We start from the raw sequence: 26,644 nt of genomic DNA, 5'->3' as shown, positions 1-26,644 counted from the left end.
CTCAGGCTCCTTAAATAATGGGGTTGTGGACCGTGACCAGCTTGGTGCCATCGGGGAAGGTGGCCTCGACCTGGACTTCGGCCACCATGTCGGCCACGCCGTCCATGACGTCGTCGCGGGTCAGGATTTCGGTGCCGGAACTCATCAGTTCGGCGACCGTGCGCCCGTCCCGGGCACCTTCCATGATTTCGGCGCTGATCAGCGCGACCGCCTCCGGGTAATTGAGTTTCAGGCCCCGGGCCTTGCGCCGTTCCGCCAGCAAGGCAGCGGTGAACAGCATGAGCTTGTCTTTGTCTCTGGGTGTGAGTTCCATTGTTGTCACTCCGTTATTTTGGATGTTCCTGTTTCAATCTTTCGTAGCCGACGCTTCCGCTTCGGTGCAGGCCCCGGACCTGCCGATTGCCATGCGGGCGTCTGACGACGCCTCCGAAGCTGAAGCGTCGGCTACATTGGTCCGTGCCAGTGGCCTTGGTCTGTGCCAGCGGCCTTGGTCCGTGCCAGTGGCCTTGGTCTGTGCCAGCGACCTTTGTCCGCGCCAGCGGCCTTGGTCTGTGCCAGCGGCATTGCTCCGTGCCAGTGGCCTTGGTCTGTGCCAGCGGCCTTGGTCTGCGGCCGCGGCAGTTGTCTGCAACTGCCACATTGGCCGTTGCCGCTTTGTTCTCCCGTAGCCGCCGGATTGATCCACTGCGGCTACGTCAGCCAGATTCTCGGTGTCTGCGCCGGTTGCCCGGTCAGGCGGGGCCGCAGGGTTTCCCACGCCTGCTGACACAGGGCCCAGGCTTCGTTGCGTTCGTGGCCCAGGTAGCGCAGCAACAGCACGCCCCGGCGCCGGGTGACGGCCCAGCGCGGGCTGGCTGGCAGGGCCGCGCGCACGGCGTCGATGGCCTCGGCGTCGTCGGTCAGGCCTGCCGCCCATAATGTCGCCTGCACGGTGGCGCCGCCCTGCCCCCATTTGCCTTTGAAGCGCGGGTGTTTGGGGTCCATGGGCTGGCGCTCCAGCCACAGCGGGCGACCGTCACGGCTGAGCCGGAAGCGTTGTTCCAGATGGCCGCTGACAAAGGGCAGGTCACTGGCGGGCCGGCCCAGGGCGAGGATTTCCCAGCCCAGGCAGCGGGCGTCGCCGGTCAGGTCCACGGTGGTGGTCTGCTCCCCCCGGGAGCCATCGAAGGCCAGGGTTTCCTGGGGCAGCCATTCCAGCGTCGCGCCGTCGGCAACTGTGAGGTGGGTGTGCTGCGCCCAGGCCACGCCGTGGCTGTCGGCCTTATAGAGTTTGGCGGCGGCCGGGGTGGTGAGCAGCACCTGCGCCCCGGGCCCGACGTTGGCGTTGATGTGCAGGGCATCGCCACTGACCAGACCACCCGGTGGGTGCAACAGATAGACGTGGCAGCAACCGGTTTTGCCCTCGGGGTAGAATGGCCGCTGCACCCGCAGCGGGCCCTGATGCCGGCGGCGGGTCAGCCGGGTGATGCGGTCGCCGTGTTCGTGGCGGGCCTCAAAACCCAGCTCGATGGAGGCCGCCCAATGCCGGCCGGCATCGAAGCGATGGCCGGAATCGTTGGCCGGCTCGGCGGTTGCCAGCCGGGCCGGGTCGAAGGGCGGGACGGGCGGCGTGTAGATGGTCATACCGTCAGGTGCTTCTTGATGAGGGCGTCGGACAGCTCGGCAATGCTGCCCTGGGAGACCCGGCGGCCCCGGTCCATGATCACGAAGTTGTCGGCGTATTTGCGGGCGAAGGGCAACTTCTGCTCCACCAGCAGCACCGTCAGGCCGTCTTCGGCGATCAGCGTGCGAATGACTTCGCCAATCTGCGCCACGATGTTGGGCTGGATGCCCTCCCCGGGCTCGTCCAGGATCAGCAAGCGGGGTTCGATCACCAGTGCCCGGCCAATGGCGAGCTGCTGTTGCTGGCCGCCGGACAGGTCGCCGCCGCGCCGGCTTTTCATTTCCTTCAACACCGGGAACAGTTCGTAGACCCGGTCCGGAATGGTTTTGCGGCCGTCGCTGCGGGCCGCCAGGCCGGTGCGCAGGTTTTCTTCCACCGTCATCAGCGGGAATATTTGCCGGCCCTGGGGCACGTAGCCGATGCCGAGGCGGGAGCGGTCTTCGATTTTGCGCCGGGTCAGGTCGGTGTCGCCGTTGAACATCAGGTGGCCGTCCTTGACGGTTTCCTCGCCCATCACGCACTTCATCAGCGTGGTCTTGCCGACGCCGTTGCGGCCCATCACGCAGGTGCACTGGCCCTCGGGCACGTTCAGTTCCAGGTCCCACAGGGTGTGGCTTTCGCCGTAGAACTGGTTGAGTTTCTCGATCTTCAGCATCAGGCACCCTCCCCCAGATAAACTTCGATGACCTTGGGGTCGTTGGAGACCTGGTCCATGGTGCCTTCCGCCAGCACGCTGCCCTGGTGCAACACGGTGACCGTGCGGGCGATGGAGCGCACAAAACCCATGTCGTGCTCCACCACCACCACCGACTGTTTGCCGGCGAGGCTGGTGAGCAGTTCGGCGGTGCGTTCCATTTCCTGCTCGGTCATGCCGGCGACGGGTTCGTCTACCAAGAGCAGCCGTGGTTTCTGCATCAGCAGCATGCCGATTTCCAGCCACTGCTTCTGGCCGTGGGACAGAATGCCGGCGGCCCGATGGCGCAGCCGGGTCAGACCGACGGTGGTCAGTACCTCCTCGATGCGGTCAATGGTCTCGCCGGTCATGCGGGCGGTCAGGGACGGGAACACCCGCTTGTCCGCCGACATCGCCAATTCCAGGTTTTCAAAGATCGACAGGGCTTCAAACACCGTCGGCTTCTGGAATTTGCGGCCGATGCCCAGGCTGGCGATGTCGGGCTCGCTTTTGGTGAGCAGGTTGTGGCGGCTGCCGAACCAGACCGAGCCGGTGTCGGGCCGGGTCTTGCCGGTGATGATGTCCATCATGGTGGTTTTGCCGGCGCCGTTGGGCCCGATGATGCAGCGCAGCTCGCCGTCGTCGATGGTCAGGCTCAGGTCGTTGATGGCCCGGAAACCGTCAAAGGTCACGGTGACGCCGTCCATGTACAGGATCGGGCCGTGGCGGACATCCACCGGCGACAGGGTCGGGGTGAGAAAATCAAACACCCGGTCGCGGTGGCTCAGCTCCGAAATGAAACTCATACGGTGGCCTCCCGGTTGGCGGGGCTCTGGGCATCGGCGGCTTGGTCCGGGTCGTGGTCCGGATCATAGCCCGGGTCATGGCCCGGACCGGGCGCCGCCGGATCGTCCCCAACCTTCGGTCGACGGAGCGAGGGCAACAGGCCGGCAATGCCCTTGGGCAGGAACACGGTAACCAGCACGAACAGGGCGCCGAGGGCGAACAGCCAGGCGTCCGGCATGATGCCGGTGAACACGGTTTTGGCGTAGTTCACCAGCACCGCCCCGATCACTGCGCCATACAGTGTGGCGCGACCGCCGAGGGCGACCCACACCACGATCTCAATGGAAAACAGCGGCGAGAACTCGCTGGGGTTGATGATGCCCACCTGCGGCACGTACAGGGCGCCCGCGACCCCCGCCAGCATGGCCGACACCACGAACACGAACAGCTGCACCCGCTCCACCCGGTAACCCAGGAAGCGGGTGCGGGCCTCGGCGTCCCGGCAGGCAATACTGACCCGGCCCAGCTTGCTGGCGACGATGGCGCGGCAGACGATGTAGCCCACCGCCAGCGCCACGCCGGTGGCAAGGAACAGCCCCAGCCGGGTGGCGTCGGTGCGCAGGTTAAAGCCCAGAATGTCCTTGAAGTCGGTCAGGCCGTTGTTGCCGCCAAAGCCCATCTCGTTGCGGAAGAACGCCAGCATCAGCGCGAAGGTCAGCGCCTGGGTGATGATCGACAGGTAGACCCCGGTCACCCGGGAGCGGAACGCCAGGAAACCGAACACCAGCGCCAGCAGGCCCGGCGCCAGCAGCACCATAATCACGGCGAACCAGGCCATGTCGAAGCCCTGCCAGTACCACGGCAGCGCGTCCCAGTTCAGGAACACCATGAAGTCCGGCAGCAGCGGGTCGCCGTAGACGCCGCGATCGCCGATCTGACGCATCAGGTACATGCCCATGGCGTAGCCACCGAGCGCAAAAAAGGCGCCGTGGCCCAGACTGAGAATGCCCAGGTAGCCCCAGACCAGATCCACCGCCACCGCCAGCAGGGCGTAACACAGGTACTTGCCCAGCAGGGTGACGGTGTAGGCGCTGACGTGCAGCGCGTGGCCTTCCGGCAGCGCCACGTGCAGTACCGTTACCAGTAGCATGGCGATGAACAGAATGCCCAGGAACAGCTGGGTCGAACGCTCACTCAGAGGTCGGGTTAACCACATACGGGTGTCCCTTCTGGCGGATTGGTTGATTTACCGGGCCTCGGGAAAATTTTGACAGCATGGCGCGGTAGCGAAGGTTGGGTGGTTCCAGATCGGGGCGCCGCAAGGCCGCTGTCAAGGCGCTTAAAGGCTCCCGAAGGGCGTGACGCTTGGGTCACGCCGTGGATGAAAGACTTGGCTGGACGAGACACCCTAACCCTCCGCGGCACGGCCCTTTTGCGGGAACAGTCCGCGCGGGCGTTTTTGAATGAACAGGATGATAAAGACCAGCACCACGATCTTGGCCAGCACGGCCCCGGCCCAGGGTTCCAGCAACTGGTTGATGGTGCCCAGTGACAGCCCGGCGACCAGCGTGCCCCAGAGGCTGCCAACGCCGCCGAACACCACCACCATGAATGAGTCGATGATGTAGTTCTGGCCGAGGTTAGGGCCGACGTTGGTGAGCTGGGACAACGCCACCCCGGCCAGCCCGGCGACGCCGGAGCCCAGCGCGAAGGTCATGATGTCGACCCGGGTGGCCTTGATGCCCATGGAGCGGGCCATGGCCCGGTTCTGGGTGACCGCGCGCACTTCCAGGCCGAGCCGGGTCTTGCGCATGATCAGCATCAGCCCGGCAAACACCACCAGGGCGAAGCCGAGCACATAGAGACGATTCAGGGTCAGCGACAGGGCTTCGTTGATCATCACCGAGCCGCTCATCCACTCCGGCGTGATGACCGTGCGGTTAAGCGGGGAAATCACCGTGCGCACCAGTTGCTGCAGTATCAGGCTGACGCCGAAGGTGGCCAGCAGGGTTTCCAGCGGCCGGCCCTTGAGAAACTGGATCACGCTGCGCTCAATGGCGACCCCGGCCAGTGCCGACACCAGGAAGCCGGCGGGAATCGACAGCACCAGCGCCAGCCCGGGCTGGCCCGGCAGCAGTTGCTGCATGCCCCAGGTGGTGTAGGCGCCCAGCATGATCAGCTCGCCGTGGGCCATGTTGATCACGCCCATGACGCCGAAGGTGATGGCCAGGCCAATGGCGGCCAGCACCAGCACCGAACCCAGCGACAGGCCGAAGTACAGGGTTTCGGCGGCGCGGTTGAATTTGAGCTTCTGTTCAATGCTGGCCAGCGCGTCGTTGGCGGCGGCGACCAGTTTGGGGTCATCACTGCGGGCGGCGGAGGTCAGGGCCGCCCGGACTTCGGAATTCAGGCTGCCGGACAGGGGTGCGACGGCGGTGATGTCGCCCTGCTCCAGGCGGTAGATGGCAAGCGCGTCCTGCAACACGGTGCGCACGCGGTCGTCGGATTCGTCTGGCAGCAGCTCGGCGAGGCGTTTCGACAGCGCGGCATCGACACGGCCCCGCAGGGCACGGGCGGCCTCGAGGCGACGCTCGGCGTTGTTCACGGTGAGGTCAATGACGGAGAGAATGCTGTCCAGTTCGCGGCGCAGGGCGTTGTTGATGCGGATGGTGTCCAGCTCACGGCGGGAGACTTCGCCCATGGGTTCGCCGGTCAGGGCGTCGGCGACTGTCCAGTTGCGGCCCCGGTTTTCCAGCACGATGACGAATTGGCCGGAGTCTTCGATGCGGCTGAGCTTGCCGTCGGCAAACGCCGCCAGCCAGTCCCGGGCGCGCTCGTCGCCGCTTTTGGCGATGCGGCTGATGACGTCGCCTTTGTCGGCGCTGGAGGCCTCTGCCAGGGCTTGCAGCAGTGCCGGGCCTTCTTCCCGGGTGTCCTGTGCGTGCGCCAGCAGTGGTAATGACAGGCAGCAGACGACAAACAGCTGCGTGAGCGATCGAAGGATGCTCATGGTTCCGTCCTGTTGTATTGGTGGCTATCGATACGTCCGGTCAATCGGTGTTCAGCGCGGCCAGAGGCTCGGGTTGAACGGTGGCAAGACCACAGCGGGCACCGAATCCGGCGCCCGCTGTGACTGTCTCCAACGGCGGGTGGGTTTACCCCGCTGTCGGCTTAGTTGGCCGCCACTTTGGACTTGCCGCCGCAGGTGCCTTCGACAACGTTGTAGTTGCCGCAGAACAGCGGCTTGCGCCAGTCACTGATCAGGTCCTTGGAACCCGGCAGGAAGTCAGACCAGGCATCGCCAGCCACGGTCGACGGTGTCTGCCACACGGTGGTGAACTGGCCGTTGTCCTGGATTTCGCCGATCAGCACCGGCTTGGTGATGTGGTGGTTGGGCATCATGGTGGCGTAGCCGCCGGTCAGGTTGGGCACGGACACACCGATGATGGCGTCTTTGACCGCGTTCACCTCGGTGGTGCCGGCTTTCTTGACCGCTTCGACGTACATGTTGAAGCCAATGTAGTGCGCTTCCATCGGGTCATTGGTGACGGCGTCGTCCTTGCCTGTGTAGGCCACCCAGGCATCGATGAAGTCGTAATTGGCGTCGTTGTCCACGCTCATGAAGTAGTTCCAGGCCGCCAGGTGGCCGACCAGCGGTGCGGTGTCGATACCGGACAGTTCCTGCTCACCCACGGAGAACGCCACCACTGGAATGTCGGACGCGGCGAGGCCCTGGTTGGCCAGCTCGCGGTAGAACGGCACGTTGGCGTCGCCGTTGATGGTGGAAACCACGGCGGTCTTCTTACCCTGGCTGCCGAAGGTCTTGATGTCCGACACGATGGACTGCCAGTTGGAATGCCCGAACGGGGTGTAGTTGATCATGATGTCCGCTGCGGCCACACCGTGATCTTTCAGGTAGGTTTCCAGAATCTTGTTGGTGGTGCGGGGGTAGACGTAGTCGGTACCCGCCAGTACCCAGCGCTTCACGCCGATGTCGTTCATCAGGTAATCCACCGCCGGGATCGCCTGCTGGTTGGGCGCCGCCCCGGTGTAGAACACGTTCTCGGACGATTCCTCACCTTCGTACTGCACCGGGTAGAACAGCAGGCCGTTCAGTTCCTCGATCACCGGCAGCACCGATTTACGGGACACCGAGGTCCAATTGCCGAAGATGACGTCGACTTTCTCTTTCGCCAGCAGTTCACGGGCTTTCTCGGCGAACAGCGGCCAGTTGGAGGCAGGGTCCACCACCACCGGCTCCAGCATGCGGCCTTCAATGCCACCGGCGGCGTTCTGCTTTTCAATCAGCATCAGCATGGTGTCTTTCAGGGTGGATTCACTGATCGCCATGGTGCCGGACAGCGAGTGCAGAATACCGACTTTGATCGGGTCTTCCGCAGCGGTTGCGGTGGGTGCAAGGGAAACGGCAATGGACAGTGCGAGTGCGGAGAGCCCGGCTTTCACATGTTTTTTGAGCGTCATAGTGTGCGTCCTTTTTTAGTTAAAATGTTGTACTTCTTAACACCAACCGACCTCTGCATCAGGCGTTCCACCCTCCCTTATACCCTTTTAAAAACAACAAATTAGCTAGTATACAAGCGCCCAAACCAGACCCTGCCCCGGGTCAAAGCGCACCACTTGGCGTCATCCGGCACCGCAAAAGCGGGCCACGCGACAACACTCTGCCCACCCTCCAGCCGTCTCTGATGACCAAAATAATCATTGAAACCAGTCAGTAACGGGAAGCCGGCGCGCTGGCGCCCGCCGTAAAATCCCACGCCCCCGGATGGCGCCTGACGAATCAGCCGCGCCCCGCAATAGTGCACCCCGCTACCGGAAGGCCTCGCCGACGGTTTCTTAACCTTCTGTTTTGAATAAGCAATCAAAATATTCCACGGGGTGGCATGAGCATTGCGGTAGCGGTTGTATACAAGTTGACTGACCGAACGGGACCACAACATGCCTGCAACACTCGGATGGACACTCCAGGATTGGCACACCGCTTATCAGGAAGGCGCAACACCGGACACACTGCTGTCAGCCCTGGTGGATGCCCTGCCTGACGACGACCCGGCCTGGATCGCCACACTCACACCCCACACCCTGGCCACGGCCCTCGCCGAACTGGCGCAACGGCGGGAGGAGGTCGGGGGCGACCTGGCCCGGCTGCCGCTCTATGGGGTGCCGTGCGCGGTCAAAGACAACATCGATGCCACCGGCTTTGAGACCACCGCCGGCTGCCCCCGCTATGCTTACCTGCCGGCACAGGATGCCGCGGTCGTGGCGCGGTTAAAGGTCGCCGGCGCCGTGGTGATTGGCAAGACCAACCTTGATCAGTTTGCCACCGGGCTGGTGGGCACACGTTCACCCTATGGCGCCGTCCCCAATACGTTCCGGGCGGACGTGGTCAGTGGCGGCTCCAGTTCGGGCTCCGCCTCGGTGGTGGCGCGCGGCCTGGTGCCCTTCGCACTGGGCACAGACACGGCCGGCTCTGGCCGGGTGCCGGCGGGGCTGAACAATCTGGTGGGGCTCAAGCCCACCAAAGGCGCGATCAGCATTCAGGGCGTCGTCCCGGCGTGTCGGTCACTGGACTGCGTGTCCATTTTTGCCCTCACCGTGGACGACGCCAGCCGGGTCTTCGGGCATGTGGCTCAATACGAGCCCGCAGACGCTTTCTCCCGCGCCCGGCCCACGGTGCTGCCGGACACGCCGCCCGCCATCCGACGCCCCGGCACCATCACGCGCCTGGCCATTCCCCAGGCGCCGGACTGGTTTGGCGACGCCGCTGCCGCCGACGCCTGGGACACCGCCCTGGGCCGCTGGTCCTCGCTGGGGGTCGAGCTGGTGCCGACCGACTTCAGTCTGCTGTCGGAGCTGGCGGCGCTGTTGTACGAAGGGCCCTGGGTGGCTGAACGCCATGCCGCCATCGAAGCCTTCATGGCCAGCCACGCCGACGCCATTCATCCGGTGGTGCGCGGGATCATCGCCAAGGCCGACCAGTTCTCGGCCACCGACACCTTCAAGGCGCTGTACCGCAAAGCGGAACTGGTGCGCGCCATCGACCACCTGCTGGCCGACGTGGACGCCCTGCTGGTGCCGACGGCCCCGATTGCCCCCACCATTGCCGCCGTCAACGATGACCCGGTGCGACTCAACAGCCGGCTGGGCACCTACACCAATTTTGTGAATCTGGCGGATCTGGCGGCCCTGGCGATTCCGGCGGGCTTTCGCAACGACGGCCTGCCTTTTGGCATCACCCTGATTGCCGGTGCCTGGCGAGATGGGGATTTGCAGCGTCTGGCCCGCCACTGGCTCAACACCTACCCCACACTGCTGGGCGCCACCGACCGTGAACGCCCCAAGGAGACTGTTTAAATGTCCTCGACCGACACCCTGACCGTGGCCGTGGTGGGAGCCCACCTGTCCGGCATGCCACTGAACCCGCAACTGACCGAACGCAACGCGACACTGCTGGAGGAAACCACCACCGCCCCGGCCTACCGGCTGTATGCGCTGCCCGACACCACACCGCCAAAACCGGGTTTGCGGCGGATGGCCGGAGGCGAAGGCGAGGCCATCATTGTGGAGGTATGGCAGATTCCGGCCAGCGCTTTTGGCTCCTTTGTTGATCTGATTCCGGCGCCACTGGGTATGGGTAATGTGGAGTTGGCCGATGGCCGATGGGTGAACGGGTTTATCTGTGAAGGCTATGCGCTGGAGCAGGCCCGGGATGTGACCGAATTTGGTGGCTGGCGCGCCTACATCAAGGCGCTGACGGCCGAAGGAGAATGCTGATGACCCCACGAGTGCGCGTGTGAGCAAAGCGCCACGGCAGCCTGACTCGAAGGCCGGCGCCAAACCCCGCCGCAAGAACAGCGCGGCGAACGAAGTGTATGCCGCCCTGAAAGAGGGCATCGCCGAATTCCGGCTGATTCCCGGCGACAAGTTCAGCGAGGGCGATATTGCCAGCCGGCTGGCGGTCAGCCGGACCCCGGTGCGGGAAGCCTTGTACCGGCTGCAACGGGAGGGCCACGTGGACGTGCGGTTCCGCAGCGGCTGGCAGATCAAGCCATTCGATTTCAGACAGATCGAGGAACTGTATGACCTGCGCATCACGTTGGAACGGGCCGCCGTGCACAAGATCTGCCGGCTGACGTCGCCGCCGGCGGTGCTGCAGCAACTGCAGGCCATCTGGCACCCCGACCATCCCTCGGAGCGGGCGATTGGCAGCACCGTACGGGTACTGGACGAACGCTTTCACTGCGATTTGGTGGCGGCCGCCGGTAACCGGGAAATGACGCGCATCCATCTGGAGATTACCGAACGGCTGAGAATCGTGCGACGGCTGGATTTCACTCGCCCATACCGGGTGGACGCGACTTACACCGAACACGGCGAGATTCTCGACGCGCTGGCGGACAACCAGCCGCAAATGGCCGCAGAGAAACTCACGCACCATATCCTGGCCAGCCAGGCCTCCGTGCGCGACATCACCATGGAGAAAATTCAGGCGGCGGCAGAGGCTCACCAGCAACGCCAGGCACTCGACGAGTAAAACCCTCACCCGGGGCAGCGCCCCGCTTCGCCCCAGACATTCATTCCCTGTGCCATGCTGTATAGTAAATAAAAACAAGCGTTCACCGTTGCTTGTCATGCATTCATCAGAAGAACCGAAAAGGTCCGCCTATGTCTCATCCCTATCGAATTGTGATTTTTGGCGCCGGCAGTGTCGGTTGTTACGTTGGCGGGCGTCTGCTGTCCGCCGATGCCAGTGTCACCATGATCGGCCGGCCCCGTCTGGCCTCGGTGTTTCAGGAACAGCCCCTGAAGGTCACTGACTATGAGGGGTTTGAACACCAGACATCGCTGACCCCGGCGCAATACTCGACGGACGTGGCGCAGGCCAAGGACGCCGATCTGGTGCTGGTGACCACCAAGTCGGCCGCCACCGAAGACGCCGGCCGCCAGCTTGCCGATGTCCTCAAGCCCGGCACCCCGGTGATCAGCCTGCAAAACGGCATCAGCAACGCCGAGCGGCTGCAGGCCATGTTGCCCGATTGCACCGTGCTGGCCGGTATGATTCCGTTCAACGTCGTGCAAAAAGCCCCGGGCCATTTCCACCATGGCACCGAAGGCCACCTGATGGCGACGCAACACCCCAGCCTGGACGAGGCCCTGGCCTGGTTCCAGCGTGCGGGTCTGCCGATCGAGACCCGGGCCGACATGCCGGACGTGATGTGGTCCAAGCTGCTGTTGAACCTGAACAATCCGATCAACGCGCTGTCCGGTGTGCCCTTGCTGGAACAGCTGGCGCAACGGGATTACCGCCGTTGTCTGGCCATGGCCCAGCAGGAAACGCTGACCCTGCTGGAGATGGCCGGCATCAAGACGGTGAACCTGACACCGGTGCCCATGCAACTGATTCCCTACCTGATGAAATCGCCGGACTGGCTGTTCTCACGACTGGCCAGGAAAATGCTGGCCATTGACCCGATTGCCCGGTCGTCCATGTGGGAGGATCTTGAGGCCGGCCGCCCGACCGAGGTTGACTGGATCAATGGCGAGGTGGTCAACCTGGCCGAGCAACTGTCGGTGCGGGCACCCATTAACCAGACCCTGGCCAACCTGGTGCATCAGCACGAGCAGGGCCAGCGCCAGGACTGGCCGGCCGAGGCGCTGCTCAAATACCTGAAGCAGGCCCTGGACGATTATCACCCGGTTAAAGGCTGAAAACTGGCCGGACTACACCGCTGTGAGCAATCTCGCACGCTTGCTGGTAACTAAGTCCGGTTTTATGTCTCACGCAACCCCGTAGACTGGTCGGTAGCAGGGAAGCAATGTTTGCACGGATCGCCGACATTGCATGGATGCGCCACCCGAATGGACTCGGGTCTGCAGGATGCAGAACAGGGATAATGTTCAAGGACGACAGACAGGGATGGTCAATGCCTGATGGATCAGGCTAACGGGTTAACCACGGAGGAGGTACAGGGACTGTCCTTCTCCGTGACTCCGCTGGCTTTATTTTCTTGCTTCACCCTCACCTACCGCAACCTGGTTGCGCTCTGCAGCCTCGTTTGTGCCTTTGACTTCCGGTTTTCGCTCTCATCCTGCCCGTTGTGGCTCTGTTCGTTGCGGTGCCCGCCTCACTCTGCTGTCAGACCTTATCTTCCAAATTCAATTCCAAGGAGTTCAGCACTGATGACACGTAACCCGCTTTTGGCCACGTTGGTCCTGTTGTTTTCACTGATGTCCGGCTTTGCCCAGGCCGATGCCGCCGCCACGGCGCCGGTCGACATCAACTCCGCCGACGCGGTCACCCTGGCCAGCCTCGACGGCATTGGCGATGCCAAAGCCGACGCCATCGTTGCGTATCGCGATGAACACGGCCCGTTCGCAACCGTCAGCGATCTCAGCAAGGTCAGTGGCATTGGCAAAAAGACGGTGGAAAATAACGCCGCCCGCCTGACCGTTAAGTGATAACCGCCGGCCCCGGCTAACCGGGGCCGGTTTCCACGCCCTGCCGGACCCCGCTCTACCCACCCGCATTGTATTGCTGCCAAAGTCGCCTAGACAGCCCAAACTTGCCTACCTATCGTGTAGACACGACCTATAATAATTCAGGCTCACACGCTGGTCTGCACGTTGACCCGTGAGACCCTACGTATCCTGTACTTCTATTCAGGCATTGCGGTTGACTCGACCAGTACCGTTTTGCAAACGCCGGAACAAGTGAAAATCATCATGACCGATGCCATCAGGGTTTATCCCCCAAAACCACGCAAAGTCTATTTCTACGGCACCTGCCTGATTGACCTGTTTTATCCGGATGCCGGATTGGCCGGTGTGCAATTACTGGAGCGCGAAGGCATTGAGGTGGTGTTCCCGCAGAACCAGACCTGCTGTGGCCAGCCGGCCTACACCTCCGGCTATCATGATGAAGCGCGCGCAGTGGCGGCCTCGCAACTGGGGCTGTTTCCGGACGACTGGCCCATTGTGGTGCCCTCCGGATCCTGCGGCGGCATGATGCGCAAACACTACCCGGACCTGTTCCGGGGCACCCCCCAGGCCGACAGTGCCAATGCGGTGGCCGGCCGGGTCTGGGAACTGACGGACTTTTTGCTCAACGTCTGCCATATCAAACTGGATGACCTGGGCGAACCCACCACGGTGGCCCTGCACACGTCCTGTTCGGCCCGCCGTGAAATGGGCGTGGCCGACGTTGGCCCACGGCTGCTGGACCAGCTCAAGAACGTGACCCGGGTGGAGCAGGCCCGGCCGGAAGAGTGCTGCGGATTCGGCGGCACCTTTGCGGTCCGGCACCCGGAAATCTCCGGTGCGATGGTCACCGACAAGGTCGAAAGCATGATTACCGCCGGTGCCCCGGAATTTGTCACCACCGATTGTGGCTGCCTGATGAACATTGCCGGCTGCGCGGAAAAGGCCGAGCGCCCGCTCACCGGGCAACACATTCTCAGTTTTCTCTGGCAACGGGTATCGACACCCGCACCGGGCAATGATGACGGAGCACAGTCATGAACCAGCCATCCCAGCACCCTCATTCGGTTGTGCAGGAATTTCACCCCCGGGCCCGTGAAGCCCTGGCCAATCCGCAGATCCGCGCCAACTTCCGCAAGGCCATGGACGGCCTGATGACCAAACGCCAGACGGCGTTTGAGGGGTGGGAGCTGGAGGCGTTGCGGGATTTGGGCGCCAATATCCGGCAGCGGGCGCTGAGCAAGCTCCCGGACTTGCTGGAACAGCTGGAAGCCAATCTCACCGCCAACGGGGTGCAGGTACACTGGGCCAATGACGGTGACGAGGCCTGCCAGATCATTCGCGACATCTGTGTGGCCCGGGAGGCAAAAAAGGTCATCAAGGGCAAGTCCATGGTGTCCGAGGAAATGGAGCTCAACCATTACCTGGAAGCCCAGGGCATTGAAGCGCTGGAATCGGATCTGGGCGAGTACATTGTGCAACTGGCGGAGGAAACGCCCTCGCACATCATCATGCCGGCGATCCATAAGAACACCACCGAGATTTCCGACCTGCTCCATGACAAGACCGGCACCGAGCGCTCCCATGACGTGAACTACCTCACCGCCAGCGCACGCCAGCAACTGCGGGAAAAATTCATGCAGGCGGACGTCGGGGTGTCCGGGGTCAATTTCGCGGTCGCCGAAACCGGCACGCTGTGCCTGGTGGAGAACGAAGGCAATGGCCGCATGACCACCACGGCACCGGCCTGCCACATTGCCGTGACCGGCATCGAGAAGGTGCTGGAAAAACTGGACGATGTGCCGCCGCTGCTCGCGCTGCTGACCCGGTCCGCCACCGGCCAGCACATCACCACCTACTTCAATATGATTTCCCGGCCCCGACAACCCGGCGAACAGGATGGCCCGGAGGCCGTGCATCTGGTGCTGGTGGATAATGGGCGCTCGTCGATCTACCAGGACAACGAACTGCTGGAAACCCTGCGCTGCATCCGTTGCGGCGCCTGCATGAACCATTGCCCGGTGTACACGCGGGTGGGCGGTCACACCTACGGCACCACCTATCCCGGCCCTATTGGCTCGATCCTGATGCCGCATTTACTGGGTCTGGACGAAACCCAGCACATGCCAACGGCATCGTCGCTGTGCGGTGCCTGCGGCGAAGTGTGCCCGGTGAAAATTCCGATTCCGGATCTGTTGGTCCGGCTGCGCCGCGAGTCGGTGGATGGCGACAAGCTACGAGTCAGCGAGGTGCGCGGCCACGGCGTCAAGCGCAGGCGCGTGGAGTCTCTGGCCTGGCTCGGCTGGCAATGGATGCACAGCCGGCCGCAACTGTACCGCCTGGGAACCGCCGTGTCCGCCCGGCTGCGGGCCCTGGTGCCCCAAAAACTCGGCGCCTGGACCCGCTATCGTTCGGCGCCCCGGCTGGCCCCGCAAACACTGCATCAGATGATGCAAAAGCGCACCCCTACGGCCGCTAACACGTCCCAGCAGCCACACCGGGAGGCCACACGATGAGCGCGCGCGAGCAAATTCTGCAACGCCTCCGGGAACGCCGTGACGGCCCCGTGCCAGAGGTGCCCGCCAGCCTGACCACCAGCATGGTACGGGACTGGAGCGCGGCCGAAAAACTCGACCGGTTTCAACAGTTGATGGAATCCGTGCATGGCGAAGTCCATCGCACCTCGGCAACGGACTGGATCGACACCCTGGCCGACGTGCTCGAAAAGCGCGGCGCGCGGAACCTGCTGATTCCCCGCCTGCACGACATCGGCGCGCAGATCCTGGCATCGGATCACCCGGGCTTGCCCGAACTGCTGCACTACGACGCGCCGATTGAAGACTGGCGGCCAACCCTGTTCAACGACGTCGATGCGGCGGTGACGTCCACCCGCGGCGCCATCGCCGAGACCGGCACCCTGATCGTGTGGCCCACCGCCGACGAGCCTCGCCTGATGAGCCTGGTGCCGCCCGTGCACATTGCCATCCTGGAAGCCGACCAGATATTCTCGACGTTCCAGGAAGCCATCGCGCTGCAAAACTGGGCGTCCCGGATGCCCACCAATGCGCTGCTGGTCTCAGGCCCGTCCAAAACCGCCGACATCGAGCAGACGCTGGCTTACGGCGTCCACGGCCCGAAAGAGCTGATTGTTATCGTGGTGGGGGCGGACTAGCGTCCGGCCGGGAGGACCTGCAACGGATCTGAATTCAGACCCGTTGCAGCCTCTTGGGTGCCATGCTCGTGCCCGCTCATCGGTGTTACGCCGGGCGTCGGGCACACGGGTTTCCCCGCGGGCGTTTTGCCTCCGCGTCTTGAATTCAATACCCAGGCCCGTCAGTCACCAATGCGCTGCAAGGTGGCGGGTAATTCAGGTAACCTGTGCCGTTCCATGGGACGCCGCCCTGCAACCATCCGAGAGCCGTGTGAATGACCGACGCAGAATCCAGCCTTAGCCGTCAACGTGCCAGCGTTCTGCGGGGCGCGTTATTGATTGCGGTTGCCGCGGCGCTGTGGGCGACAACCAGTATTGCGGCCAAAACACTCTTTACCGGCACGGACCTGAATCCGATCACCCTGGGCCTCTTGCGACTCAGTGTGGCGTTCCCCTGTTTCTTTTTCCTGATGCTGCGCGAGCGCCGGCAAACGGCGCCCACACAACGGCCCCGGCCCGGCCTGAAGCCGCTGCTGGTGCTGGCCTCACTGGGCCTGTTTCAGGCGGCGTATCAGGGCACCTATCTGGTGGCGGTGGACCTGACCGGGGCGGCGATTGCCACCCTGATTGCACTGTGCGTGTCACCGGTGCTGGTGGCGCTGATGGCGGCCCCTTTGCTGGGGGAAAAACCCAGCCTGGTGACCGTGCTTGCGCTGGTTGCGGCCATTGGCGGCACCGTGCTGCTGGTGATGGGTGACATTCAGACCAGCGGCCAGATCCGCATTGCCGGCATTGCGGTTGCCCTGCTCGCGGCCCTGGTTTACGCCGGTTTTACGCTCACCAGCCGCCACGCAGCCGGGGGCACCCCGGTGTTTGCCACCGCCTTTATCTGCTTCTTTACCGGCGCCCTCGTCCTGCTGCCGGTGGTTGGGTTTTCCGGCGGGTTTGCCGCCCTGCCGGGACTGAGCGTCGTGGACTGGCTGATGGTCGTCTACATCGGACTGGTCCCTACCTGCCTGGGTTATCTGTGCTTTTTTGCGGGCATGAAGAATACACCCGCCACCACGTCCAGCATTATCGTGACATTGGAGCCGCTGTTCGTGGCGGTCCTGGCGTGGGTGTTTCTGGGCGAGAATCTGGGGAGCATGGGGATCTTGGGCGCGGTGGTGCTGACCGCCGCCGTGGTGGTGGCATCAAGCGCCGGCGCGCGTCGCCGGTAACCGCCGCAGGCTAGCCCCTTAACCGGCCCCTAAGGCCGGGTACCAGGGCTGCCGCGGCGAAACGGCGTAGGGTCAATCGCTTTTGCGTTGCTTCTCAAACATGTTGGGCTGCAGGATCTCAATCCAGTAACCGTCCGGGTCCTTGATGAACGCCAGGCCCTTCATTTTGCCGTCGTCGGGGCGTTTGACGAACTCAACCCCCAAGCCCTCAAAACGCTCTGCCGCCTGATAGACATCCGGCACCGCGACACCGATGTGGCCGAAGCCCTGGGGCTGGTCATTGCCATTGTGGTAACTGAAGTCATCCTGCGTTTCCGTGCCCCAGTTGTGGGTCAGCTCCAGCATGGCTTCGCGGGCGAACGTGAAAGTGGTTCGGTGTGCCTCATCCGAGGGCACGGTCGCCGCTTGCCGGTCGTCCAGATAGGCGAGGAAATACAGGGTGAACTGCATTTCCGGGAAGTCGAGCTTGCGGACCAGTCGCATGCCCATTATCCGGGTGTAAAAATCCAGGCTCTTTTCCGGGTCTTTGATGCGCATCATGGTCTGATTGAACACGTACCCTTCGGTCTCGGGAACCGATTCGTCGTGTAGGCCCGGGGCTTCTTCGAAATGGCGGTGCATGGAACGCTCCATCCGTCGTGATAGGTTTAAGCATTATATTTGTGTGCCGGATAAGGGGTTTTCAAGGGCAACCGGCGCTCGGCCACTCAGCAATACGTCGTAGGACCCCTCGGTCAGAGACACGCCCCTCAGTTGGATACCCAACCCTCAATTGAATACCCACCCTTCAACTGAATACCCACCGAAGCGCTCCGCAAACGCCGCCGGTGCTTTCAGTTTGAGGTACTGTCCGCTTAGACAAGGCACACGGTTCAAACGGACCGAACCTCATTGCCCGGAACCGCGGTTGAGATGTCCCCGTGGGTGCCGCTGCGTCTGGTGTCTTTTGAGCCTCCGGGCTCCTCGCTCAGTTGATGCTCCTCGCCTTTGTAGTAGGCCTCAACCCGTGGGTTCATGACCTTTTTCCACAGCGGTGGCAGCAGGGCCAGCACCACCATGGAGGCGTAACCGGCGGGCAGTTGCGGTGCTACATCGTGATGCCGCAGTACCTGGTAACGCCGCTTGGCGAAGGCATGGTGATCGCTGTGGCGCTGAAGGTGGAACAGAAACACATTGGTGAGGAAATAGCTGGAGTTCCAACTGTGCTCCGGCAGGGTCCGCTCGTAGCGTCCGTTCTCCAACATGCGACGGTGCAAGCCGTAGTGCTCCAGATAATTCACCACTTCCAGCAGGGTAAAGGCGATGAAGCTCTGGCCCAGGAAGTACCCGGCACCCAGCCATCCGAAGGTCGCGGTGAAACCTGCCAGCACCAGCAATGATATGCCGTACCACCACACCAGCTCGTTGTGCCAGCTCACTGGGGACCGCCCCTTGCGCCGGAGTTTCTCCGCCTCCAGCCGCCAGGCGTTGAGGAAATTGCGACCGTAGGCTTGCGGTAAAAACTGGTACAGCGACTGATTGTAGCGCGCGGACGAGGCATCTCCGGGAGTGGACACGTGCACATGGTGCCCTCGCAGGTGCTCGACCTTGAAGCCGCCATAACACACCAGCGCCAACAGCAGCCCGCCGGCCCGGGTTTCAAAGGTGCCATCCTTGTGAATCAGTTCGTGGGCGACATTGATGCCAAGGCCACCCACAATGCCGATGGAAAACACCCAGCCAATCGCGCCCGGCACGGTGAACACGCCGGATGCCAGCACCTGCATCGCCCACACCAGCAATACTGCAAACGCCGCAACCCAGCCAAGCGTTATGACCTGATAGAACCGCTCGCTGTTCATGTGCGGCACATCGGATTGTTCATCCGGGTTCAGCGCATCCTGCCCCAATACGACATCGAGCAGTGGTATGAGCCCAAACACCACCACCGGCACGCCCCAGGCAAACACATTGATCAAGTCCGTCGCAGTCCCGGCGGACAGCAGCAGGGCCGGCAGTGCCAACGGCAACATGGCAATCAGGAAGCTGTATTTCTTGAGTTTCAGCAACAGGCGCCGGCGAACCGGGTCCTGTGTCATGGTCACTTCGGTGTTGTTCACGACGAAACCTCTCACGGTAAAGGGCGTTGGCACTGCGCACTACCTGTCAGCGACCTGCCCTGCGGCGGTCGTCATTCTAACTGCATTATTGTCCTACAATATTACAGACGTCAATGATTTTCACGATTGCCTGTTTCGGCTCAAATCTGCCGGCACCCGACCCGCTGACGCGGCCATCTGAAGCGGAACCCGACGCCGTCGCTCACCCGCGACTGTGCTAAACTGCGATACCGCAAACCAGGGCCTGGCGGCCCATCACGTCAGCACAGAGCACCGTTATGGAGTTTCAGGTTCCCAACACTCTGGCCGAACAAATCGCGAATTATCTGGCGGACCGGATCATGACCGGTGTGGTGCAACCGGGCGAGCGCCTGCAGGAGGCGACCATCGCCGCCGAACTTCGGGTCAGCCGGGCCTCGGTCAAAGAGGCATTGTACACGCTGGAACGCTGGCACCTGGTGGACATCACGCCGCGCAAGGGTGCGTCTGCTTCACAGCTGGATGCCGAGCACGCAGCGGAACTCTACGATGTCTATATGCACTTGCTGATTATGCTGGCGAGGCGCCTGTGCGAGCGCTGGCAGGACCAGGACAAAACCTGTCTGATGGCTCGGGTGGACGCCGTCGTACAGATCATTCAGGCCCCCACGCCCAATGTGTCGGCGGTGGTGCAGGCCAGTTTTGAAGTGATGGATGCCTGTTGTGAGGTGGTCGGCAATCCCTATCTGAGTGAGGCGTTGACGAATTTCAAGCCGGCGGTGAGTCGCACCTACTACCTCTGCGCTGACCGCTACCACCAGGATCTGGCCCGAACCAGTGCGTTCTTTAGTCAGTTGACCCAGGCAATTCTGGTCCGGGACGCCGATGAAGCGGAGCGGCAGGTGGCCGTATTTGCGAACCACCAGAAACAGCTCATTCAGCAGGCCCTGTCACCCTAGTGTCTGTGTCGGGCGAGCGGCCGTCGCTTGTTGCCTCCCACAATCGCCAGCGGAAGCCAGTCTGTGACCCGACGCACAGACTGACGCTGCCAACGCCTCTAATGTAACGGGATGTAACGCTGCGCCGGTTATGCTGTCCCCTGCGGTCCGAATTGCCCCATAAACACAACCCGACTGGATACACGCAAGAGGTCAGCCATGATTCGCCTCAGACAGGGACGCGCCCTTTTTTTTGCTGTTTCAACAAGCCTTGCCTTGCCCGCACTCGCCGACATTCAGGCCATCGACGATTCGGCACTCGGCGACATCACCGGCACCGCCGGCGTCACCATTGAGCTTGAGACCCAGGTCAATGTCGGACGGCTCAGTTGGCAGGACGAAGGCACCCTGAGCATTAACAATCTCAGCCTGTCAGGTCAGGGTGGCGGTGTACTGGATAACCTGAAAATCACCCTCGACCTGGCCGGTGATGGCGAGGTGCTCGAGCACGGCTTTTCTGAACTTGCCCGGCGTGCCGATGCCGGTCTGCTGAATACCGCCAACCCGGATGTCGCCGACGCACTGACACGCTATGCGGTGGGTGGCCAGTTTGGTCAGTCGTTTAACCACGGTGATCTGGTGATTCACATCGGGCCCACTGCCAGCGGCGACCCGACCCAGCTTGACGACTACCTGCACGCCATTGATTTCGGGCTGTCACTGGACAGCATTGAGACCGAAGGGTCCGATGGCAACGCAACGCTGTTCTCGAACGTCCTGCTCGAAGGCTATGTCGGCCCGACGGACATTGTGGTTCGCAATAACGGCACCGACACCCGCACCCTGGCCAATGGCAATGAAGTTTCCAGTTCCGAGCTCCAGCTCGATACCCATTTTGAAATTACCAACGGCCGCCTGAACTGGGACGCCGCCGACGCGCTCCTGATTTTCAACTTTGCCGCCGTCGGCATTGAGGGGCTCCAGATCCATAACCGCCGCGGTGCCGACACACTTGGTCATTTCGGCATGGCCAGTGCCACCGCCAAACTGTCTGCCGGCACCAGCGCGGCGACCGGCAACGACGGCCTGTCCATTCACGACGTTGAGTTCCGTGCCGACATTGACATGCCGACTTTCAGAGTGGGCGGGACCAGTATTGGCGCCGTATCGTTCACCGACTTCGCCATTACCGACACCTCGATGATGGTTTACGGCCACTGAGGTGTTGCTCATTTCAAGCTGGGCATCGCGCACGCCTGAACCGCCCACCCGGCCATTGTTGGGGGCGGTCACTGGACAGCCCCCCTATCCAACGCAGTAAACTGCGCCGTCACAGATTGACGGGCCTTGCATGACACACCAGACCTCTTTCGACCAGACCGCAACCGACAAGTCGTCCCGCACCCCCTGGCGGCGTCTGACGCTGTTCGGCTTGCTGTTTATTGGCCTGACCGGCGCCGGGCTGTATGCCGTGTATGACCAGTTCGCCGACAAAAGCATTGCCTTTGATGCCCGCCTGATTGACCCCGTCAGCCTCGCCAGCCTGCTGGCACTGCTGACGATCTACTTTGTGTCCGACGGCCTGCGCCTGTATTTCACCCTGAAGGCCCTCGGCCACACACTGGGCTTCAAGGCGTTGTTTCGTCTCGTGTTCATTAACCTGTTCGTGTCCAACGTCACACCCATGGCCACGGGCGGTGGAGTCGCTCAAATCTGGTACCTGCAACGCCATGGCGTACCGATTGGGCGGGCCTCGGCGGCGACCACCATTCGCACCGTGCTGGCGGTGGCGTTTATTTTTTCCCTCACACCGGTGTTTCTGCTCACCCTGCAAGCGCTGGACAACCAACCCATTCTGAACGATCTGAGTGTGGCGTTGGCGGTCCTGATCATGGCCTACCTGGGCTTCTTCGCGGTGGTGCTGTTCCGAACTCACTGGCTGATTGGACCGCTGTCCAGACTTTTGCACGGGATGCGCAAGCTGCACCTGGTGGGCGAACGCCGCCACAACCGCTGGCAGTACAAAGCCCGACGCGAAATGCTGCGGTTTTCTCACAGCTTCAGCGTCTATCTGCACGGCCCGCGGCGCAGCGTGTTGCTGTCGATCTTTTTCACAGCCTGCTTTCTGCTGAGCCTGTTCAGTTTTCCGGCGTTGCTCATCTACAGCCTTGGGTATGACGTCAACTACCTCACCACCATCGGGTTACTGGTGGTCACAACGTTTATCATGTACTTCTCGCCCACTCCCGGCGCGTCAGGCATATCGGAAGGGGTATTCGGCAGTTTTTTCCGGGATATACTGACCGGGAATCACCTTATACTGGTGATTGTCGCGTGGCGGCTGCTGACCATTTACATTGGCATGGCGGTTGGCCTGGTAATTTTACAGAGGGAACTGGCCCGTAGCCGGAAGGACACTCAATGATCCGTCGCAGCCGCACCAAAGCCCTGTTCTATATTAACGTGGTGATCGTTTGCGCACTGGTGGGCTATAAGGCCTATCTGAACCTGTTTGAAGCCAACTTTGAGGCGGTGCACACCACCCAGGTGGAACGCCTCCACGCCCAGCTCGATGATAAAAAAAGCTTTAGTTTTGCCGTGGTGGGCAACATCAACAATTCTGTCGGCATTTTTGAGCGCAAAATCATTCCGATGCTCAATGACTCGGGCGTGGATTTCATGGTCTCGGCCGGCAACGCGGTTAGCGGCGGCAGTGAAGACAAATACCGCGCCCTGCACGGGACATTGACGCACTTGAAGATGCCCTACCTGCTGACGTTCGGCCAGCACGAGTATGAGAATTTTGGCAGCTTCCGGTTCTACGAGCATTTCGGGCCGCACTTTTTCAGTGTCCGCACCGGCAACAGTCGCTTTATCTTCCTGGACAGCACCAACAAAACGGCCTGGCGCTGGCAAATCCGGTGGCTGCGCGACCTTCTCCAGCAGCAGGACGCCGCCCACACGTTTCTCTTTACCGGGCACCCCGTGCTGCATGGCCGCCAGGATGTCCTGTTTGACCAGAAAGACGATTACCTGCAACCACCCGAATTCCGGGACCAGCTCCTGGCACTGATCCGGGAACACCACGTCGATGCAGTGTTCTCAGCGAATATTTCACAGTATGTCGAACAGGACCGGGACGGCACCCAGTTCATTACCACCGGTGGCGCAGGCGGCCTGGTACTGAACAACGACACCAGTTTCTATCATTTCGTAAAGGTGTCGGTCTCGGAACAGGGTGTCACCACCGAAGTGGTGCCGTTAATGATCGGCCAACACCCCATATTCAAGCAGTTGGAAAGCCTGTGGTTTTTCATTTACTCGCTGTTTTACGTCGGTTACGTCAATTTTATTCTGCTGGTCAGCGTGCTCACACTGGTGGCAATGAAGCTCTACGCCCTGGTCTTTGTGGGCAAGAATTACTACCCCGATTACGACCTGGACCCAATGCCCTGGCTGCAGCAGCCCCTGCGCATTGCGATGTTCACCAATAATTACCTGCCCTTTATCGGGGGCGTGCCGATTTCCATTGAACGCCTGCATCGGGGCCTGGAGGCCACCGGCAACGCCACCCTGATCGTCGCGCCCCGCTACCGGGACCAGCCCGCCGAGGAGGACCACGTGCTGCGGGTACCATCACTGCTGGCGATGGGGGAAAAGCGCGAGTTCCGGCTGGCGAACATCTTCTTGCGCCGGATTCGGCGTCAGGTGCGAGCCTTCCGGCCGGATATCATCCATTTGCACCACCCCTTCTGGCTGGGATCGCTGGGGCTTTTTGTCGCTCACCGGCTGAATGTGCCGGCGGTCTACACCTATCACACGCGTCTTGAACACTACGCGCACTTTGTGCCGCTGCCCGGCATGCTGTTTCGCAACCTGATCTCCCACGCCCTGATCAAACGCTTTGCCAACAAGTGCGACGCGGTAATTGTGCCCACTTACTCCACCGAGGAATACCTGCGGATGATCGGGGTCAAATCATCGACCTACGTGCAGCCCACGGGCATTGAATTTGAGCGTTTCCAGGGTGTCGAGAACAAGGACATTGAGGCCCTGCGCAACCGTCTCGGTATCGGCGATGAAAAGGTGTTTATCAGCGTGTCGCGGTTGTCCAATGAGAAGAACATCGATTTCATGATCGAGGCCATCGCCAGTCTGAAAGAGCACACCGCAATTCCATTCCGGTTTCTGATGATCGGTGACGGCCACCAGCGCGAGCGCTTGCAGGCCCGCATTGACGACCTTGGCCTGCAGGACTGTTTTACTCTGGTCGGCGCGGTGGCGCCGGAAGACATGGCCACCTACTATCGGCTTGGCGATGTGTTTCTGTTCGCGTCCAAATCCGAAACTCAGGGGATGGTTATCCTGGAAGCGATGGCGGCCGGACTGCCGGTGGTGGCCGTGCGCTCAAGCGGTATTGATGATGTGGTACGACAGGGCTACAACGGCTTCAAGACACCTGAAAACCGGGACCAGTGGCGTGCCAGAGTCACCAGCCTGCTGGAAGACGACACCCTACGCCGGACCCTGTCGGAGAATGCTACGGCTTTCGCCAAGGATTACTCTATTGAGCAATTCGCCGGTGATGTGAAGGAGATCTACGCCACGGTGCTGGCGGACAAGGCCAAACGCTCCGCACCGAAACCCGAGGCGGCAGCCGAGCCCGGCGCCTGAGGTGGTCGGGGGTGCTAAAAGCCATACAGCAGCGACAGGGACATTTCGGTATCGATTCGTTCGGCGCCGGCGGGCGGATTGGACACGTGCTTGACCAGATAGGCCGCTTTCATGGACACATTGCCCACCACCGAGGCCTGCACCGAGGTTTCTGACTCACTGATGGTGTTGTTTCCATCCAGGCCAACTTCGGTACTGAGTTTTTGTCGGAACAGCGCGTTGTCAGAGAGGGCATAATCATACTGCCCGGCCAGGCGGGCGATGGCCTCCTGTTCACTGCGCCGGCCCGCCTCATTGGGCTGTTTGAGCTTGTTGAAGCGATAACCCGCACCCACCGATAAATCCAGGAAAGAGCGTTCGCCGTTCTGCCAGACCCGGTGACCATAACCCGTGGTCGCGGAGGTGCGGAAATCGTAACCGGTGAACCGATTGTCATCATATGCGCCCCTTAAGAACCAGTACTGGCGCTCGGAAAATTTATAGTTCGTTTCCGCAGAAGCGCTGTAACGCTCGGACGTCGTTTCATCGTCGGCTTCGGAGTAGAGCGACCGCAGTTCGAGCAAATTCCGCCAGCTGGTGGTCTCATGCACCAGCCCCAGGCGACTGTTGATATTGGTTTCCTCACTGTTGCCCGAGGTGATCAATGCCCCCAACTCGGCCTCGCCGTCCCAGGTCTCCCCCGTGCTCTGGCCAAACGCCAGCGGGCACATCCCCATGAACAAACACATCATCATTTTGGGAAACTGCATGACATCTCCAATCTGCAACTGACTGATTCCGATAACGTACGGGGTTAGGACGCATCACGATCACCGCCAGTCACTCTGTGCCTTGCAGTTTGCCCGGTCAAGTCAGTGGCCAGCTAGCCATTGCGACGCTGTTCCCCGGCCCGGCTTTTCTCGGCCTGTTGCTCACGCTGGGCTCGCTTTTCGGCTTTTCGGGCGGCGATCATGCGCCCGGCCTCACCACCAACATGGGCCTCGCCCCGTTGCTGGGCCAGGCGCATTTGATGCTCACGCTCGGCAAACCGTGCTTTTTGGGCGGCCGTCAGCGTGTGCAGGCACTGGTGACAACTGACGCCTTTTTCATATTCCGGCCGTTGCTTGTCGGTTTCCGTAATGGGACGGCGACAGGCATGGCACTGATCGAAATCCCCTCGCTCCAGACGGTGATTCACCGTGACCCGGTCATCGAAAACAAAACATTCGCCTTGCCACAGACTGTGCTCCGGCGGCACCTCTTCGAGGTATTTGAGGATGCCACCGTGCAGGTGATAGACCTCATCAAAGCCCTGTTCCTTCAGGTAGGCGGTCGATTTTTCACAACGAATACCGCCGGTGCAGAACATTGCGACTTTTTTGTGCCGGGCGGGATCGAGATTGTCCTTTACGTAGTCGGGAAACTCGCGGAACGTGTCGGTCGCCGGGTTGACCGCATGCTGGAAGCTGCCGATTTCGACTTCGTACTGATTGCGGGTATCGATCACCAGCACCTCAGGGTCGGATATCAGGTCGTTCCAGTCCTTCGGTTGCACATAGGTGCCGACAATGCGACGGGGATCGATGCCGTCCACGCCCATGGTGACAATTTCTTTCTTCAGCTTGACCTTGCTGCGCTTGAACGGCTGCTCGTCCACATAGGACTCTTTGTAGTCGATGCCCTCAAAACGCTCATCCTGGCCCAGCCAGTGCTTGATGGCGTCAATGCCCTGGCGGCTGCCCGCGATCGTGCCGTTAATGCCCTCGCGGGCAAGCAGCAGGGTGCCGCAGACCCGATGCTGGGCCATCAGTTGGCTTAACGGTTGGCGAAGTGCGGTGTAATCATTCAGTACTGCGAATTTGTAGAGTGCACAGACAACGACGTCTGCGACCGCTTGGTCTGTCATAGTGTTCTCCTGCGGGCCGGACCGTAAATCCGGAGCATGATATGGTCGCCAGGAATCCTGGCGGACAAATTTTAACCG

21 protein-coding genes and 2 pseudogenes are annotated in these 26,644 nt (G+C 61.7%); 12 read left to right on the top strand and 11 right to left on the bottom strand.

Annotated features, from left to right (window positions below):
- Positions 1-10: 10 nt before the first annotated feature.
- From GRX64_RS04535 to urtA, 7 genes and pseudogenes are all read right to left on the bottom strand, one after another.
- Positions 11-313 carry an urease subunit gamma gene (locus tag GRX64_RS04535; RefSeq protein ID WP_166264085.1) on the bottom strand — a complete coding sequence of 101 codons (303 nt, stop codon included), beginning with the start codon at positions 311-313 and terminating at the stop codon, positions 11-13.
- A 377-nt stretch (positions 314-690) separates the two neighbouring features.
- Positions 691-1,623, bottom strand: coding sequence for an urease accessory protein UreD (locus GRX64_RS04530; RefSeq protein ID WP_166264083.1), 933 nt, complete (start codon positions 1,621-1,623; stop codon positions 691-693).
- Positions 1,620-2,318 (bottom strand): urea ABC transporter ATP-binding subunit UrtE, encoded by a 699-nt coding sequence (urtE, locus tag GRX64_RS04525; RefSeq protein ID WP_166264081.1) that lies wholly within the window; start codon positions 2,316-2,318, stop codon positions 1,620-1,622. The genes GRX64_RS04530 and urtE overlap by 4 nt, the downstream gene beginning before the upstream one ends.
- Positions 2,318-3,142, bottom strand: a complete 825-nt coding sequence (urtD, locus tag GRX64_RS04520; protein ID WP_166264079.1) for an urea ABC transporter ATP-binding protein UrtD — start codon at positions 3,140-3,142, stop codon at positions 2,318-2,320. The genes urtE and urtD overlap by 1 nt, the downstream gene beginning before the upstream one ends.
- A 116-nt stretch (positions 3,143-3,258) precedes the next feature.
- Positions 3,259-4,338, bottom strand: a pseudogene (gene urtC / locus GRX64_RS04515) (urea ABC transporter permease subunit UrtC); the annotation flags it as partial.
- Positions 4,339-4,530: 192 nt separating this feature from the next.
- Positions 4,531-6,132: an urea ABC transporter permease subunit UrtB gene (gene urtB, locus GRX64_RS04510; RefSeq protein ID WP_166264075.1), complete on the bottom strand. Its 1,602-nt coding sequence runs from the start codon at positions 6,130-6,132 to the stop codon at positions 4,531-4,533.
- A gap of 161 nt (positions 6,133-6,293) precedes the next feature.
- A complete protein-coding gene (gene urtA / locus GRX64_RS04505) occupies positions 6,294-7,604 on the bottom strand; it encodes an urea ABC transporter substrate-binding protein (protein ID WP_166264073.1) in 1,311 nt (436 codons plus the stop codon).
- Positions 7,605-8,081: 477 nt separating this feature from the next.
- Here urtA and atzF point away from each other — a divergent pair.
- The 8 genes and pseudogenes from atzF (at position 8,082) to GRX64_RS04465 (ending at position 16,991) form a co-directional block, all read left to right on the top strand.
- Positions 8,082-9,917, top strand: a pseudogene (atzF, locus tag GRX64_RS04500) (allophanate hydrolase).
- Positions 9,918-9,936: 19 nt separating this feature from the next.
- The gene (locus GRX64_RS04495; protein ID WP_166264071.1) at positions 9,937-10,677 is read left to right on the top strand and encodes a GntR family transcriptional regulator; all 741 of its coding nucleotides are present in this window, start codon (positions 9,937-9,939) and stop codon (positions 10,675-10,677) included.
- A 131-nt stretch (positions 10,678-10,808) separates the two neighbouring features.
- Positions 10,809-11,852, top strand: coding sequence for a 2-dehydropantoate 2-reductase (locus GRX64_RS04490; protein ID WP_166264069.1), 1,044 nt, complete (start codon positions 10,809-10,811; stop codon positions 11,850-11,852).
- Between the two features lie 471 nt (positions 11,853-12,323).
- Entirely contained in the window at positions 12,324-12,602 is a 279-nt protein-coding gene (locus GRX64_RS04485) for a ComEA family DNA-binding protein (protein ID WP_166264067.1), read from the top strand.
- A gap of 264 nt (positions 12,603-12,866) precedes the next feature.
- On the top strand, positions 12,867-13,661 hold the full coding sequence (locus GRX64_RS04480) for a heterodisulfide reductase-related iron-sulfur binding cluster (RefSeq protein ID WP_166264133.1): 795 nt from the start codon (positions 12,867-12,869) through the stop codon (positions 13,659-13,661).
- Positions 13,658-15,136, top strand: coding sequence for a LutB/LldF family L-lactate oxidation iron-sulfur protein (locus GRX64_RS04475; RefSeq protein ID WP_166264065.1), 1,479 nt, complete (start codon positions 13,658-13,660; stop codon positions 15,134-15,136). The genes GRX64_RS04480 and GRX64_RS04475 overlap by 4 nt, the downstream gene beginning before the upstream one ends.
- Positions 15,133-15,792: a LutC/YkgG family protein gene (locus tag GRX64_RS04470; protein ID WP_166264063.1), complete on the top strand. Its 660-nt coding sequence runs from the start codon at positions 15,133-15,135 to the stop codon at positions 15,790-15,792. The genes GRX64_RS04475 and GRX64_RS04470 overlap by 4 nt, the downstream gene beginning before the upstream one ends.
- A 254-nt stretch (positions 15,793-16,046) precedes the next feature.
- Positions 16,047-16,991: a DMT family transporter gene (locus tag GRX64_RS04465; protein ID WP_166264061.1), complete on the top strand. Its 945-nt coding sequence runs from the start codon at positions 16,047-16,049 to the stop codon at positions 16,989-16,991.
- Between the two features lie 72 nt (positions 16,992-17,063).
- On the opposite strand, the gene gloA is transcribed toward GRX64_RS04465, so the two are convergent.
- Positions 17,064-17,612 (bottom strand): lactoylglutathione lyase, encoded by a 549-nt coding sequence (gloA, locus tag GRX64_RS04460; RefSeq protein ID WP_166264059.1) that lies wholly within the window; start codon positions 17,610-17,612, stop codon positions 17,064-17,066.
- A gap of 251 nt (positions 17,613-17,863) precedes the next feature.
- Entirely contained in the window at positions 17,864-19,069 is a 1,206-nt protein-coding gene (locus GRX64_RS04455) for an alkane 1-monooxygenase (RefSeq protein ID WP_166264131.1), read from the bottom strand.
- A 299-nt stretch (positions 19,070-19,368) separates the two neighbouring features.
- Between GRX64_RS04455 and GRX64_RS04450 the strand changes: the two genes are divergently transcribed.
- The 4 genes from GRX64_RS04450 to GRX64_RS04435 all read left to right on the top strand — a co-directional run bounded on the left by GRX64_RS04450 (position 19,369) and on the right by GRX64_RS04435 (position 24,681).
- The gene (locus GRX64_RS04450) at positions 19,369-20,028 is read left to right on the top strand and encodes a GntR family transcriptional regulator (protein WP_166264057.1); all 660 of its coding nucleotides are present in this window, start codon (positions 19,369-19,371) and stop codon (positions 20,026-20,028) included.
- 198 nt (positions 20,029-20,226) lie between these two features.
- Complete coding sequence (locus tag GRX64_RS04445; protein ID WP_166264055.1) at positions 20,227-21,228, top strand: DUF6160 family protein; 1,002 nt, start codon at positions 20,227-20,229, stop codon at positions 21,226-21,228.
- A gap of 130 nt (positions 21,229-21,358) precedes the next feature.
- Positions 21,359-22,432, top strand: a complete 1,074-nt coding sequence (locus GRX64_RS04440) for a lysylphosphatidylglycerol synthase transmembrane domain-containing protein (RefSeq protein WP_166264053.1) — start codon at positions 21,359-21,361, stop codon at positions 22,430-22,432.
- A complete protein-coding gene (locus GRX64_RS04435; RefSeq protein WP_166264051.1) occupies positions 22,429-24,681 on the top strand; it encodes a glycosyltransferase in 2,253 nt (750 codons plus the stop codon). The genes GRX64_RS04440 and GRX64_RS04435 overlap by 4 nt, the downstream gene beginning before the upstream one ends.
- Before the next feature lie 14 nt (positions 24,682-24,695).
- Here GRX64_RS04435 and GRX64_RS04430 read toward each other — a convergent pair whose 3' ends face one another.
- Together GRX64_RS04430 and trhO are read right to left on the bottom strand one after the other, a co-directional pair.
- Complete coding sequence (locus GRX64_RS04430; protein ID WP_166264049.1) at positions 24,696-25,430, bottom strand: DUF481 domain-containing protein; 735 nt, start codon at positions 25,428-25,430, stop codon at positions 24,696-24,698.
- Between the two features lie 113 nt (positions 25,431-25,543).
- Positions 25,544-26,566, bottom strand: coding sequence for an oxygen-dependent tRNA uridine(34) hydroxylase TrhO (gene trhO, locus GRX64_RS04425; protein ID WP_166264047.1), 1,023 nt, complete (start codon positions 26,564-26,566; stop codon positions 25,544-25,546).
- Positions 26,567-26,644: the final 78 nt, after the last annotated feature.

The organism is Marinobacter caseinilyticus (genome assembly GCF_011074955.1).
Lineage (GTDB): Bacteria > Pseudomonadota > Gammaproteobacteria > Pseudomonadales > Oleiphilaceae > Marinobacter > Marinobacter caseinilyticus.
The sequence above is the reverse complement of the archived record's forward strand: the minus strand, read 5'-3'. Positions and strand labels throughout refer to the sequence as shown.

What these genes read in the sequence shown, in the direction of transcription:
- GRX64_RS04535 (WP_166264085.1), bottom strand. Translation starts at nt 313, where the DNA reads ATGGAACTCACACCCAGAGACAAAGACAAGCTCATGCTGTTCACCGCT.
- GRX64_RS04530 (WP_166264083.1), bottom strand. Translation starts at nt 1,623, where the DNA reads ATGACCATCTACACGCCGCCCGTCCCGCCCTTCGACCCGGCCCGGCTG.
- urtE (WP_166264081.1), bottom strand. Translation starts at nt 2,318, where the DNA reads ATGCTGAAGATCGAGAAACTCAACCAGTTCTACGGCGAAAGCCACACC.
- urtD (WP_166264079.1), bottom strand. Translation starts at nt 3,142, where the DNA reads ATGAGTTTCATTTCGGAGCTGAGCCACCGCGACCGGGTGTTTGATTTT.
- urtB (WP_166264075.1), bottom strand. Translation starts at nt 6,132, where the DNA reads ATGAGCATCCTTCGATCGCTCACGCAGCTGTTTGTCGTCTGCTGCCTG.
- urtA (WP_166264073.1), bottom strand. Translation starts at nt 7,604, where the DNA reads ATGACGCTCAAAAAACATGTGAAAGCCGGGCTCTCCGCACTCGCACTG.
- GRX64_RS04490 (WP_166264069.1), top strand. Translation starts at nt 10,809, where the DNA reads ATGTCTCATCCCTATCGAATTGTGATTTTTGGCGCCGGCAGTGTCGGT.
- GRX64_RS04485 (WP_166264067.1), top strand. Translation starts at nt 12,324, where the DNA reads ATGACACGTAACCCGCTTTTGGCCACGTTGGTCCTGTTGTTTTCACTG.
- GRX64_RS04480 (WP_166264133.1), top strand. Translation starts at nt 12,867, where the DNA reads ATGACCGATGCCATCAGGGTTTATCCCCCAAAACCACGCAAAGTCTAT.
- GRX64_RS04475 (WP_166264065.1), top strand. Translation starts at nt 13,658, where the DNA reads ATGAACCAGCCATCCCAGCACCCTCATTCGGTTGTGCAGGAATTTCAC.
- GRX64_RS04470 (WP_166264063.1), top strand. Translation starts at nt 15,133, where the DNA reads ATGAGCGCGCGCGAGCAAATTCTGCAACGCCTCCGGGAACGCCGTGAC.
- GRX64_RS04465 (WP_166264061.1), top strand. Translation starts at nt 16,047, where the DNA reads ATGACCGACGCAGAATCCAGCCTTAGCCGTCAACGTGCCAGCGTTCTG.
- gloA (WP_166264059.1), bottom strand. Translation starts at nt 17,612, where the DNA reads ATGCACCGCCATTTCGAAGAAGCCCCGGGCCTACACGACGAATCGGTT.
- GRX64_RS04455 (WP_166264131.1), bottom strand. Translation starts at nt 19,069, where the DNA reads ATGACACAGGACCCGGTTCGCCGGCGCCTGTTGCTGAAACTCAAGAAA.
- GRX64_RS04450 (WP_166264057.1), top strand. Translation starts at nt 19,369, where the DNA reads ATGGAGTTTCAGGTTCCCAACACTCTGGCCGAACAAATCGCGAATTAT.
- GRX64_RS04445 (WP_166264055.1), top strand. Translation starts at nt 20,227, where the DNA reads ATGATTCGCCTCAGACAGGGACGCGCCCTTTTTTTTGCTGTTTCAACA.
- GRX64_RS04440 (WP_166264053.1), top strand. Translation starts at nt 21,359, where the DNA reads ATGACACACCAGACCTCTTTCGACCAGACCGCAACCGACAAGTCGTCC.
- GRX64_RS04435 (WP_166264051.1), top strand. Translation starts at nt 22,429, where the DNA reads ATGATCCGTCGCAGCCGCACCAAAGCCCTGTTCTATATTAACGTGGTG.
- GRX64_RS04430 (WP_166264049.1), bottom strand. Translation starts at nt 25,430, where the DNA reads ATGCAGTTTCCCAAAATGATGATGTGTTTGTTCATGGGGATGTGCCCG.
- trhO (WP_166264047.1), bottom strand. Translation starts at nt 26,566, where the DNA reads ATGACAGACCAAGCGGTCGCAGACGTCGTTGTCTGTGCACTCTACAAA.